Source organism: Spirillospora sp. NPDC046719, assembly GCF_040645715.1.
Lineage (GTDB): Bacteria > Actinomycetota > Actinomycetes > Streptosporangiales > Streptosporangiaceae > Spirillospora.
On sequence record NZ_JBEYYT010000001.1, the window covers coordinates 35,660 to 47,565 of the forward strand.

12 protein-coding genes are annotated in these 11,906 nt (G+C 72.7%); 7 read left to right on the forward strand and 5 right to left on the reverse strand.

The window, feature by feature from the left end; all coding sequences use genetic code 11:
* Nucleotides 1–10: 10 nt before the first annotated feature.
* Both ABZ914_RS00150 and ABZ914_RS00155 read right to left on the reverse strand, forming a co-directional pair.
* Nucleotides 11–217 carry a DUF3073 domain-containing protein gene (locus tag ABZ914_RS00150; protein WP_208270045.1) on the reverse strand — a complete coding sequence of 69 codons (207 nt, stop codon included), beginning with the start codon at nucleotides 215–217 and terminating at the stop codon, nucleotides 11–13.
* A 336-nt stretch (nucleotides 218–553) separates the two neighbouring features.
* Complete coding sequence (locus ABZ914_RS00155) at nucleotides 554–1,636, reverse strand: Leu/Phe/Val dehydrogenase (RefSeq protein WP_500190480.1); 1,083 nt, start codon at nucleotides 1,634–1,636, stop codon at nucleotides 554–556.
* 95 nt (nucleotides 1,637–1,731) lie between these two features.
* Here ABZ914_RS00155 and ABZ914_RS00160 point away from each other — a divergent pair, with 95 nt between their 5' ends.
* Together ABZ914_RS00160 and bldC are read left to right on the forward strand one after the other, a co-directional pair.
* The gene (locus ABZ914_RS00160) at nucleotides 1,732–2,649 is read left to right on the forward strand and encodes a DUF8083 family protein (RefSeq protein ID WP_500190482.1); all 918 of its coding nucleotides are present in this window, start codon (nucleotides 1,732–1,734) and stop codon (nucleotides 2,647–2,649) included.
* 273 nt (nucleotides 2,650–2,922) lie between these two features.
* On the forward strand, nucleotides 2,923–3,126 hold the full coding sequence (bldC, locus tag ABZ914_RS00165) for a developmental transcriptional regulator BldC (protein ID WP_012850682.1): 204 nt from the start codon (nucleotides 2,923–2,925) through the stop codon (nucleotides 3,124–3,126).
* A 350-nt stretch (nucleotides 3,127–3,476) separates the two neighbouring features.
* Here the strand turns inward: bldC and ABZ914_RS00170 are convergent, their stop codons facing one another.
* Nucleotides 3,477–4,166, reverse strand: a complete 690-nt coding sequence (locus ABZ914_RS00170; RefSeq protein WP_500190484.1) for a TetR/AcrR family transcriptional regulator — start codon at nucleotides 4,164–4,166, stop codon at nucleotides 3,477–3,479.
* Nucleotides 4,167–4,457: 291 nt separating this feature from the next.
* Between ABZ914_RS00170 and ABZ914_RS00175 the strand changes: the two genes are divergently transcribed.
* From ABZ914_RS00175 to ABZ914_RS00185, 3 genes are all read left to right on the forward strand, one after another.
* Nucleotides 4,458–5,570 (forward strand): LacI family DNA-binding transcriptional regulator, encoded by a 1,113-nt coding sequence (locus tag ABZ914_RS00175; protein ID WP_190867283.1) that lies wholly within the window; start codon nucleotides 4,458–4,460, stop codon nucleotides 5,568–5,570.
* Between the two features lie 353 nt (nucleotides 5,571–5,923).
* Nucleotides 5,924–6,160, forward strand: coding sequence for a hypothetical protein (locus ABZ914_RS00180; protein WP_151542608.1), 237 nt, complete (start codon nucleotides 5,924–5,926; stop codon nucleotides 6,158–6,160).
* Nucleotides 6,161–6,328: 168 nt separating this feature from the next.
* Nucleotides 6,329–7,171 carry an N-acetylmuramoyl-L-alanine amidase gene (locus ABZ914_RS00185; RefSeq protein ID WP_500190489.1) on the forward strand — a complete coding sequence of 281 codons (843 nt, stop codon included), beginning with the start codon at nucleotides 6,329–6,331 and terminating at the stop codon, nucleotides 7,169–7,171.
* Here the strand turns inward: ABZ914_RS00185 and ABZ914_RS00190 are convergent.
* The gene (locus ABZ914_RS00190) at nucleotides 7,159–8,403 is read right to left on the reverse strand and encodes an MFS transporter (RefSeq protein WP_500190491.1); all 1,245 of its coding nucleotides are present in this window, start codon (nucleotides 8,401–8,403) and stop codon (nucleotides 7,159–7,161) included. The genes ABZ914_RS00185 and ABZ914_RS00190 overlap by 13 nt on opposite strands.
* An 88-nt stretch (nucleotides 8,404–8,491) precedes the next feature.
* Here ABZ914_RS00190 and ABZ914_RS00195 point away from each other — a divergent pair, with 88 nt between their 5' ends.
* Both ABZ914_RS00195 and ABZ914_RS00200 read left to right on the forward strand, forming a co-directional pair.
* Complete coding sequence (locus ABZ914_RS00195) at nucleotides 8,492–8,860, forward strand: ArsR/SmtB family transcription factor (protein ID WP_500190493.1); 369 nt, start codon at nucleotides 8,492–8,494, stop codon at nucleotides 8,858–8,860.
* A gap of 226 nt (nucleotides 8,861–9,086) precedes the next feature.
* Complete coding sequence (locus tag ABZ914_RS00200; protein ID WP_500190495.1) at nucleotides 9,087–10,583, forward strand: DUF7059 domain-containing protein; 1,497 nt, start codon at nucleotides 9,087–9,089, stop codon at nucleotides 10,581–10,583.
* Here the strand turns inward: ABZ914_RS00200 and ABZ914_RS00205 are convergent.
* On the reverse strand, nucleotides 10,573–11,835 hold the full coding sequence (locus ABZ914_RS00205; RefSeq protein WP_500190497.1) for a calcium:cation antiporter family protein: 1,263 nt from the start codon (nucleotides 11,833–11,835) through the stop codon (nucleotides 10,573–10,575). The two genes, ABZ914_RS00200 and ABZ914_RS00205, sit on opposite strands and share 11 nt — an antisense overlap.
* Nucleotides 11,836–11,906 lie beyond the last annotated feature (71 nt).

An 11,906-nucleotide genomic window follows, 5' to 3' on the forward strand; every position in this document is an offset into this window, starting at 1 on the left:
TGTCAGCCGGTCAACCGGAGGTGCCGTCCTTGCGGTCTTCGGTCCCGTAGTCATCGGCGAAGTCCGCGTACTTCTCGGCGAGCTCATCGTAGGAGTCGTCACCGGAGTCGTTGACCCCGAGTTCGTGCTTCAGGCGGTCGAGGTCTGTACCGCCGCTGTTGTACTTGAGCTGGCGGGCAACCTTCACCTGCTTGGCCTTGGCTCGGCCGCGACCCATTGGCTCGACCCCCTCGATGGTCAGGGCTTTCGTGGGCCCATCAACGCGCGCGTGTACCACACGAACCGGTGCCTGATGAGCCATGCGTCAGTCACGGATACAACCGTACCCGTTTTGCGCCCGGCTCGGTACATCGACGGTACGTGGCGGCGCTCTTGTTGCTGAGACTCCAGTGTATCCGGTGGTCAGGGCCGCCCTACAGTGCGGCGGCAAGGCGCCCGCGACACGCGCGCGAGAGCGGCCGCCATCGGCGGAAACGCGGCGGACCGCCGCGGAGCCGGCCGTACCGGCCCCGCGGCGGCCCGGATCACCGTCCGCTCGGAGGGGTCCGTCCGCTCAGAGGAGAATGCCGCGCAGGCGTCCGATCTCGGACATCCGCCGTTCGGCGAGCCGGTCGGCGGCCACCGCCGGCGGGACGCCCTCGTCGGCGGCCAGCGCGAAGATCTTCCGGGTCGTGTCGTAGATCCCCGCCGCGCGCGCCTTCGCCCGGTCGAAGTTGAAGCCCTCGATCTCGTCCGCCACCTGGATCACGCCGCCGGAGTTCACCACGTAGTCGGGCGCGTACAGCACGTCACGGTCCGCGAGGCGCTTCTCGATGCCGGAGTGGGCGAGCTGGTTGTTGGCCGCCCCGCACACCACCTTCGCGCTCAGCACCGGCACCGTGTCGTCGTTGAGGGACCCGCCGAGCGCACACGGCGCGTACACGTCCAGCTCCGTGCGGACCATCTCGTCCTTGTCCGCGACGACGTCCACCTCGGGGTGCAGCGCCTGGACGCGCTCCACCGCCGCTTCGCTGACGTCGCAGATGACCACGTCCGCGCCGTCCTCGCGCAGGTGCTCCACCAGCCTGTGGCCGACCTTCCCGACGCCCTCCACGCCGACCCTCTTGCCGCGCAGGGACGGCGTGCCCCACACCGTCTCCGCCGCGGCGCGCATGCCCTGGAACACGCCGTACGCGGTGAGGATCGACGAGTCGCCCGCGCCGCCGTGCGCGACCGTCCGCCCCGTGACGAACCGGCACTCCCGCGCCACCACGTCCATGTCCTCGCTGTACGTGCCGACGTCGCACGCCGTGTAGTAGCGGCCGTTGAGCGACTGGACGAACCGTCCGTACGCCCTCAGCAGCGCCTCCGACTTGTCCTTGGCGGGGTCACCGATGATGACGGCCTTGCCGCCGCCGAGGTCCAGCCCCGCCATGGCGTTCTTGTAAGCCATGCCGCGGGACAGGTTCAGCACGTCGGTGAGCGCCTCCTCCTCCGACCCGTACGGGTAGAAGCGGGTGCCGCCCAGCGAGGGGCCGAGCGCGGTGGAGTAGATCGCGATGATCGCGCGCAGGCCGCTGGCCTCGTCCTGGCAGAAGACGACCTGCTCGTGTCGGGGCTCTGTGCCCTTGTGGGGCGACCCGAAGACATTAGGCACGGTAGTGCCCTCCTCTCTGTCTGTAGATCAGACTAAGGGGCGCGGTATGGCGTGTTCGCGGCAGCGTTCGTCCGGTCTCATGTCACGATGCGGTGGTGTTTCCGTACGCGGCGTACCTACGGATATATGAACCGGTGACCGCCTTCCCGGAGCCCGCGCGGACCCTGTGGACGGCCTATGCCGACTCCAGGCGGCGGCCCCGCCGGATCCACGCGCTCGGCGCCGAGCACGACGACGCGGCGCGCCGGGTCGTCGGCGTGCCGCCGGAGGTCGTGCCGGACCGGGAGAGCCGGGACGCCTACGTCCGGCGTGTCGGCGACACGATCTACATCTGCCCGTGGGAGACGCGGCTGCGGTCCTGGCTGGCGTTCGAGCGGTTCCGCGGGGAGCACGCGGCGGCGCTCGCGGCCGCGTTCGTCCCGCCGCCGCTGGCCGAGCGGGTCGTGCGCGAGTTCGAGCAGTGGAAGCGGGCGGGGCGCTCGCTGCGGCCGCACATCCTGACCAGCACGTGGCACGTGCCGCTGGACTGGTTCGTGCCGTTCGCCCGCGGGGAGCGGTGCCTGATGCTGGGCGCGCCGGGCGCCGGATACGGCCCGGAGGAGGACGCGTCCCAAGAACAAGCAGGTCATGGCCCTGCGACGGCGGCTCCTGCGCGTACTCTCATCTACGTCACCTCGATGGGGGAGGCGCGCCGCCGGGTCGCCGCCGCCCTCCCGGTGGTGCGCGAGACCCTCGGCGACGGGTCGGGAGAGGTCTTCCTGCTGTCGGCGGGCCGGCTGGACACGCTCGCCCGGTGGCTCGGGGAGTTCCATCCGCGGGCGCTGGTCGAGCTGGACTACGGCGGCCTCGTCCATCTGCTGGACGACCGGACGCTGCAGGGGGACGAGTCGGTCGCGGAGATGGCCGTCGCGCTCACCGGGATGGAGCGCGGTGAGGTCGAGCTGACCGTGGCGATGTACAAGCGTCTCCTCGCGCGCTGGAGGCCCGTACGGGCCCTCGAATCGGCGAACTAAAACAAATTTCCCGAATCCGCGCGCGATACGACTATACGTGTCGCTAGAATCACGCAGCGTGACCCAGTCATCACCGGACACGCGCAGCTCCCGGCCTCGGCGGGGATGTTTGCACGCAACTACCGCCAGGAACTTGCTTGTTGCGCTGAGTGGTGGCAAGGTTACACGTTGTGATGTCATAGTGGCTCTTTCGGGCCATAGGGGACATCAGTGACCGCGCGAGGATCAATCGCAGGATCGCTGTCATCGGTCCACGGAGGAGAGGCCGCAAACATGTCAGCACGTACGCCAGAGGCCGAGCCCCTGCTGACGCCGGCGGAGGTGGCGACGATGTTCCGCGTCGACCCCAAGACCGTCACGCGGTGGGCGAAGGCGGGGAAGCTCACGTCCATCCGCACGCTCGGGGGGCATCGGCGCTACCGCGAGGCGGAGGTGCGCGCGCTGCTGGCGGGCATTCCGCAGCAGCGGTCGGAGTAGCCGCTCCGGCCGGCCGGGCTCGAACCGAGCCCTGCCGGAAGCACCCGGCCGAACAACTGGGGGGGCGGTCAGGAGGCCCCTCGACGGCCTCGCACGTCGATTACGCGCGAGGACGCCGCAGCGGCCTCCTGGACGAACGGGCCGGGACCACGGTCATCCGAGAATCGCGGTCCCGGGCCGATCACCGTCCGGTCTGGATGTCCCGCTCGCGAACCGCGGGCGGGACAATCCTTTTCCCGACCCCGGTCTCGACCCCGGTCCCGCTCTCGCCCCCGGCCCGCGCCGGAGCGCACGGGGCGTGACCGGATGAGGTCAGCCGATCTTCCCGTTGTGGCAGGACGGGGCGCGGCTCAGACGCTCATCTCTTCCTGGGCGAGACGGTCGAACAGGGCGCCGGTCGACGGGTCGTGCTTGCCCGCCACGTGCAGCATCACCACGAGCTGGTCCACCACGAGGGCCTCCAGCTCGGGGCGGGACACGTCGCGGTTGTCCAGCCAGTCCAGGCCCGCGGTCTCCACGGACGCCATCCACGAGCGCAGCGTGATGCGCAGGATCGGCGGCGGGGTCTCCACGTCCAGCGAGTGCAGGATCCGGTCCAGCAGGAGCTGCCGGATGCCGTCGACGATCTCGCCGACCTCGCCGGAGCGGTCCGCGGGCCCGCCGCGCAGCAGCGCCGTGTAACCGGCCGCGTGGCTCTCCACGAAGTCGAAGTAGCGCTCCAGCGACACCCGCAGCCGCTCCAGCGGCTTGCCCTCCGCCGGCGGCTCCAGCAGCACCGACAGCTGCTTGGCGGCGCTGCCGAGCGCCGCGAGGTACAGCTCGTACTTGCCGCCGAAGTAGTGGTAGACCAGCGCGCGCGAGGCGCCCGCGGCGGCCGCGACGTCGTCGATCGAGATGTCCTCGGGCGAGCGCGTGCTGAACAGCTGCAGCGCCGCCTCGATCAGTTCCTCTCGCCGTTCGTCCACGCTGAGCCTGCGGCGTCCTTGCCCGCCGCCCTGCCGGCTCCGCGCCTTACCGCCGGCCACCCCACGTTCTGCCACCTGGGCAGCGTATCCGAGGGCGACCCGGGCGGGTCGCGGGCGCGTCCCGCGGGGCGGGCTTTTCACCGGGTCGTGATCACCCGCCGACACCGCTGTGATCCGGAACACCACAGGCCGCAACTGCCATTGTCGTATGCCCGTTACTCACTGTTGCGACGATATGGGGCGAAGGAGAGGCATCATGGCATCTCCTCCGCGGCGCAGGAGGTGCGCCGGCCCTCCGCGGCGTGCCGCCGCGGCAGGTCCGCCAAGACCCATGAGGCATGCCTAGGCCCCCCTGGACGGAGTGCCATGTCAGCTGGTGAAGCAAGCCCCCCGCACGAGACGCCGGTGGTGGGGGAGGGCGCGGTGCCCCCGCCGCGCGAGCCCGCCTCCGCGGCGCGCAGCGACGAGGGGAGGCCGGTGCCCGCGCCGAAGCCGACCATCCGCAACGTCGCCGAGCGGGCCGGCGTGTCGAAGTCGCTCGTGTCGCTGGTCATGCGGGGGTCACCGCACGTGAGCGAGCGGCGCCGGCAGGCGGTGCTGCAGGCGGCGCGCGAGCTCGGCTACCGGCCGAACGCGGTGGCGCGCAGCCTGGTCGAGGGCCGCACCCGGCTGATCGGGGCGATCGTCGCCGACCTGCACAACCCGTTCTTCGCCGAGTTCCTGGACGGCCTCCAGGAGAGCCTGCACGGCGCCGGGCTGCGGATGCTGGTCGGCAGCGGCCGCTGGGACCCGCTGTTCGAGGCGGAGGCCGTCGAGGCGTTCCTGGAGATGCGGGTGGACGGCCTCGTCCTGCTCAGCGTCGTCCCGGAGTCGCTGAAGGAGGCCGCGGCGAGCGTCCCGGTGGTGGTCGTCGGCGAGCGCGACGTCGTCGGGGTCGACATCGTGGTGGACGACGACGAGCTGGGCGCGAGCCTGGCCGTCGACCACCTGGTCGGCCTGGGGCACCGGCGGATCGCGCACATCGAGGGGGCGCGCTCGACGACCGCGCGGTACCGGCGGGCGGGCTACGAGAAGGCGATGCACCGGCACGGGCTGAGCGACGAGATCGTGGTCGAGCCCGGCGACTTCACCGAGGACGGCGGCTACCGGGCGACCCTGGAGCTGCTGCGCCGCGAGCGGCGGCCCACGGCGATCTTCGCGCCGAACGACCTGGTCGCCACCGGCGCGCTGTCGGCGGCGGACGAGCTGGACATGTCGGTGCCCGGTGAGCTGTCGATCGTCGGCTACGACAACACGCATCTCGCCGCGATCCGGCACATCTCGCTGACCAGCGTCGACCAGCCGCGCCGGGACATGGGGAGGGTGGCCGCGGAGCTGCTGACCGCGCGGATCGGCGACCCGTCCCGGGGGGCCAAGCAGAACCTCGTCGTCCCGCATCTGGTGATCCGTTCGACGACCGGCCCCGCTCCCGCCGTCTAGCGCGGCCCCCGTCCGGCGCGCACGCGCCCGCGAGCGCTCCCCTCACGCCTGCCTGCGGGCTCCCCTGGCGCCTCCCCAGGGGCTCCCTCGCGCCCGCCCGGGGCTCTCTGCCGCACCTGCCCGCGCGCGCTCGTCTCGCTCCGTCCGACGCTCCGGACGGTCCGTGTTCCTCGAAGTGGTGTGGTGCGGGTAAGGGGCTGGCCAAGCCTGCCGCATTCATCAGCCTCCTCCCCCTCGGCGGCGCCTTAATGGACTCACCGCTCGGCGTGGCGCGCGGGCGGCTCCTGTATGGGGCCGCCCGCGCGGCCGGGCGGTACGGGTAAGGGTCGTGTTCACCCAAGGGGGTTCAGCTCGTGCGTGATCCGGAACTGGTGTCGTGCGCGCAGCGCGCGGCGAGCGAACTGGAGCAGGCGTGGTCGCAGTGGCGGCACGCGCGCGGCCTGGCCGAGCAGGTCTCGGAGTCGGTCGCCAGTTACGTCGCCCATTCGATCGACCACCCCTGGGGGCGGCCTCGCGTGGTCCTCGGCCTGGACGCGGACGAGGCGCGCGCGCTGGCGGCGCTGCTGGGCAAGGAGGACCCGCTCCTCTGACCGGACCTCCCGGCGCGCGTACGGGCGAACCAGGGCCGTCCAGAGCCGTCCTCGTTGACCTGGTACGGCCGGAACTCGCCCTACCCGTTTCTCCGACTTCGTTTGACGAACTCCCGCGCGTGTGCAGACTGTCAGGGTCGGTAACGAAGTCATCACGGAGGACGGTCTGTGCGCATCCAACGAGGAGGCCCCGCGGTCGCCGGTCTCGCGCTGTGCCTCGGCGCACTGGCCGCGTGCGGCGGATCGGCCGGTGGGAAGGCGTCGCCGGCCGGTGACACCGCGGCGCCCCCGACCACGGGCGCGACGACGGGCACCTCGGCGGGCGGCCCCGTCTCGCCGCAGGGGTCCGGCGGGCACCCGCTGGCGGGCAAGGTCATCGTGATCGACCCGGGCCACAACGGCGGCAACGCCTCGCACCCGCGCGAGATCGCCAAGCCGGTGTACGTCGGCAACGGCACCAAGGAGTGCGACACCACCGGCACCGACACCGTCTCCGGCTACTCCGAGCACGCCTTCACCTGGGACGTGTCGAACCGGCTGGCGAAGATCCTGCGCGCGGAGGGCGCGAAGGTGACGCTGACCCGCAAGAACGACACGGGCGTCGGGCCGTGCGTGGACCAGCGGGCGGCGGTCGGCAACGCCGCGCACGCCGACGCCGCCATCTCCATCCACGGCGACGGCGCGGCCGCGTCCGGGCACGGGTTCCACATCATCGAGCCGCTGGCGGTCGGCAAGAACGCCAAGATCGTCGCTCCGTCCGCCAAGCTCGGCACGGCGCTGCGCGACGCGTACCACTCCGGCACCGGCATCTCCTACTCCACGTACCTGGGCACGAAGGCCATCGACAAGCGCAGCGACCTCGGCGGGCTGAACATGTCGACGGTCCCGAAGGTCTTCATCGAGTGCGGCAACATGCGTAACAAGGGCGACGCGGCCAAGATGACCAGCGCATCGTTCCGGCAGCGCATGGCGGAGTCCCTCGCGAAGGGCTTCCAGAACTACCTGTCCTGAGCGTCGGTGCCGCGGCGGGCCGCCAGGACGACGAGGCCGCCGGTCGCGGCGAGGGCGGCGAGCGCGGCGGCGAACAGGGTGGCGCCCGCGGTGAGGCCCACGGCGTCGCTGAGGTAGCCGGCGGTGACCGGCAGGAGGCCGGCGGGGACGTAGCCGCCGATGTTGAACGCGGCGTTGGCCTCGGCGAGGCGGCGCGGCGGGACGGCGGAGTTCAGCAGCGACAGGCCCCCGAGCTGGCCCATGCCCTGCCCGGCGCCCGCGAGCACGGCGGACGCGGCGAGCGCCGCGACCGACCCGCCGTGCACGGCGCCGACCAGCGCGGCCATCGCGGCGGTCGTGGCGGCGGCGCCCGCGAGGAGGACGGCGCGCCGGGGCAGCCGCTGGACGGCGAACTGCACGCCGGTGGCGGCGGCGAACATGACGAACGCCATGCCGCCGGCGACGATCCGGTTCCCGGTGCCGAGCAGCCCGGACAGCAGTGACGGGCCGAGCGACAGCACGAACGACGTCGCGGTGATGCCGGGCGCGAAGACCGCGATCCCGAGGACGAGCCGCATGCCGCTCCCGCGCGGGACGCGCGGCACCCGGATCCACGACCGCGCGGCGGGCCCGGACGGGCGTCCGGTCGGCATGCGCAGCACGACGAGGACCGCGGTGGCCAGCAGGACGGCCTCGACGGCGAACACGGTGGCGGTCGGGGCGGGCAGCGTCTCGGACAGGACGCCGGACAGCAGCGGCCCGAGGCCGGCGCCGAAGACCATCGCGGACGAGGCGAGGAGCGCGGCGAGGCGGCGGCGGGACGGCCCGGCGACGTCGGTGACGGCGGCCATGCCGGCGGAGACGGCCGCGCCGACGGCGACGCCGGTCAGCAGCCGGGCGGCGATGAGCGCGGCGACGGTGCCGGCGGTCGCGAACACGACGCAGGCGGCGAGCGCGAGGGCGAGCGCGGGCAGCAGCACGGGGCGGCGGCCGAACCGGTCGGAGAGCACGCCGGACACCAGCAGGGAGCCGAGCAGCCCGACGATGTAGAAGGCGAAGACGACGGTGAGCGTGCCCTTGGAGAAGCCGATGTCGCGCTGCCAGAGCACGTAGAGCGGGGTGGCGGCGTTCGACAGCACGAAGACGGCGGTGACGGGCCAGGCGGCGAGCCAGATCCAGCGGGTGGGGACGGCGGCGGGCGGGGCGCCCTCCGGGGCGTCCTCCGGGGCGCGGATCGTCCGGGCGTGCGACATGGGGGTCCCTTCGCCGAAGCAGTACGACTTTTTTCGAACATAACATGCAGTACGATGAAACTCGTACATGTGGGAGAGGGGACGCGGCATGGCGACGACGGGGACGACCACGCGACCGGCGATCCGGGTGATGGCCGAACCGCCCGGCCTGCCCGAGCCGCTGCCGGAACCGGCCGTCGAGGACCTCCGGCTGGAGACGGTGTTCGGCGCGCTCAGCGGGCCGCTGCGGCTGGAGATCGTGCGCAGGCTGCTGCTCGAACGCGAGGAGTTCGACCATCCCTGCGGCTGGTTCGGGTTCGACCGGCCGAAGTCGTCGCTGACCCACCACTTCAAGGCGCTGCGCGAGGCCGGCGTCCTGCGGCAGCGGCAGTACGGCCTGGAGCGCCGCAGCGAGGTCCGCATCGACGACCTCAACGCCCGCTTCCCCGGCCTGCTGGATCTGATCGCATCGTCCTAGGCGTCAGGCCGCTAGACGGCCTTCCTTCAACGGACGACGCGTGCGATCGCTGCATCGCTCCGACTCGCCCAGGGGCTCGCTGCGCGATCGGATTCTCGCTTCGCTCGCATCCGGCTTCGCTCGCATCCGGCTTCGCTCGCGATCGCGACGCCTGAGGTTCCTGCGGGGTCGAGGCGGTGCAGCGCGGGTTCGGGCATGCCGGAGAGCGGTCGGGCAGGATGGGCGGATGCGTGATCTTCGGGAGGCCCTGCGCCGCGTCCGTGCCGCGTTCGAGGACGCGGGCTACACCGTCGGCGGCGTGCGCGAGCTGCTCGGCCCGGTCGCGGGCGGCGCGCTGGCCCGCGACGAGATCGTCCCGGCGCTGCGGGCGACGCGCGGCGGGTCGGCGCTGGAGCTGCTGACCCGGCTGTTCTGGTTGCAGGTGCCGGTGGACGCGGCCGCCCTCGCCGCGGCGGGCCTGGACGACCGCGACCTGTTCGCGGCGGGGCTGGCCGAGCCGTCCGGTGCGGAGGCGCGGCCGCTGCTGCACGCCGAGCCGCTGGAGTCGGTGAGCGGCGAGGGGCACGCGGGGTACGTCGTCTCCGATCTCAAGGTGCGGCCCGGCTCCGGCGCGGTCCCGGCGGACGACCACGTGGTGGGGGCGGGCGGCGCGTCGGGGAATCTGGCCCGGCTCGTTGTCCACAGGGCTGTGGACAACGCCCTCGATCTCGGTACCGGCTGCGGCGTCCAGGCGGTGCATCTGCACGACCGGCTGCGCCCCGGCCGGATCACCGCGACGGACGTGAACCCGCGCGCCCTGGAGCTCGCCGCGATGAGTTTCGCGCTGTCCGGAACGGACGGCGTCGAGCTGCTGGAGGGCTCGCTCCTGGAGCCGGTGCGGGGCCGCCGCTTCGACCTGATCGTGTCGAACCCGCCGTTCGTGGTCGCGCCGTCCGGCGACCGCCGGTTCACCTACCGGGAGTCGGGGATGCCCGGCGACGACTTCTGCCGGCGGCTCGTCGGCGCCGCGCCGGAGATGCTGGAGGACGGCGGATACTGCCAGCTCCTGGCCAACTGGCTGCACGTCGACGGCGTGCCGTGGGAGGAGCGCGTCGGCGCGTGGACGGCGGGCTGCGACGCGTGGATCGTCCAGCGGGACGTCCAGGACCCCGCCGAGTACGCCGAGTTGTGGCTGCGCGATTCGTGCGAGGCGGGAACGCCCGAATACCGGGTGCGCTACGACGCGTGGCTCGACCATTTCGAGCGGCAGGGCGTCACCGGCATCGGGTTCGGGTGGATCACGCTTCGCCGCAGCGACCGCCCCTCCGTCCGGATCGAGGAGCTGCGGCAGGCCGTCGACCAACCCGTCGGCGCCTATGTGGAAGGCGTCCTGGACGGGTTCGGGAACGCCGAAAAGTTTTCCACAGGCTGTGGATCGCGGGTGCGGGCGGCGGCCGGGCTCGTCCAGGAACAGGTCGGCCCGCCGGGCGCCGAGGACCCCGAGCGGATCGTGCTGCGGCAGACCGCGGGGCTGCGCCGGGCGGCCGGGGTCGGCACGGTGGAGGCGGCGCTCGCCGGGGTCTGCGACGGCAGCCTCCCGATCGACCCGCTGCTCGACGCGATCGCCCAGCTCACCGGCATGGACGCGGGCCAGGTCCGGGCGCACGCCGAGGCCGTGCTGCCGGAGCTGATCGCCGACGGCTTCTTCGAGACGGTCCGGCCCGCGACGACGGCTAGTGCCTGAGGACGGTCTCCATCGCGCGGCCGAGATCGCGGTACCGGTTGATCAGGACGGTGAAGCCGATCGCGAGGTAGATCCCGGAGAGGACCAGCCGGGCCTGCTCGCCCGGCAGCGGGAACTGGATCGCGAACAGCACGAACAGCAGCGCGGCCTCCCACCGCCGCAGCACCAGGTCGATGAGCAGGCCGAGCCCGAGGACGGTCTGCGCGGCGGTCAGCAGCACCTCCTCCAGCTGCCGCGAGTCGAGCGGCAGCGACCAGGCGCCGCCGCCCGCCTTGTAGGCGAGGGGCAGGCTGCCGATCAGCAGCGTCCACTGGTTGACCTTGCTGGACAGCAGCGTGCCGATCGCGTCGGCGTCGCGCAGCCGCCACGCGAACATCACCGCGACGATCAGCTCCGGGGCCTCGGACGCCAGCGGCGCGAGCCACTGGACCAGCAGGAACTCGTCGACACCGAGCGCGGACCCGGCGTCCACCAGCGAGTTCGCGAACGGTTCGGCGGAGATGAACACGAGGATCGCACCGATCGCGAACCCGGCCGCGGTCGCGGAGCGGCGCATCCGGCGCGGCAGCGTGACGAGCCAGGCGGGCACCCCGGCGAGGTTCTCCACGTCCTCGCCGCCGCCCCGGGCGATCCGGCCGAGATAGACGATGTACACGGCGATCAGGATGATCGCGATGTACCACCCGATCTCCGCGGTGAGCGCGGGGACGAAGCCGAGCACGGTCGCGAGGGCGAGGAACCCCAGCTCCGTCCGGTGGTGCGGGGCGAGGCGGACGTCCCGCTCCTCGCCGGGCGGCGGCGCTCCCGGCCGTCCGCCGCGCCTCCTGCCGTGCCGCCGGCGGCGCCGGGCGGTCCGGCGGACGCCGAGCGTGAACGCCAGCACGACCAGCGCCCACCCGACGCCGACGAGGAGCCGGTTCGCGCCGGTCATGTTGGCCGCCGCATAGCCCGCGTAGTGCGGTTTCGTGCCGGCCGCGAACGCGTAGTACACGTCAACGGCGTACTCGGGGAGGATGGCGATGAGGGCGAGCAGCGCGAGGGCGAGCGCTCCCGACATGTCGGCGCGGGCCGTCTCGGCCGCCCACATCAGCAGGACGGCGGCGGCCAGCACCCCGGCGCCGTAGATCACCGCGGCGGCGACGGAGGGCGGGTGCAGCCCGGCGACCCGCGTCACGAGGGCGGGCGTGCCGACGGCCAGCGCGGCGCCGATGCGGACGAGCAGCGTCTCACGGGGCACCAGGTCGCCGGGCATACCTGCACTCGTGCCCGCGCGATGCTCAGCTCACGGCAAAGCCGCGATCTCCGTTGGTCCTGGCGTGCCGC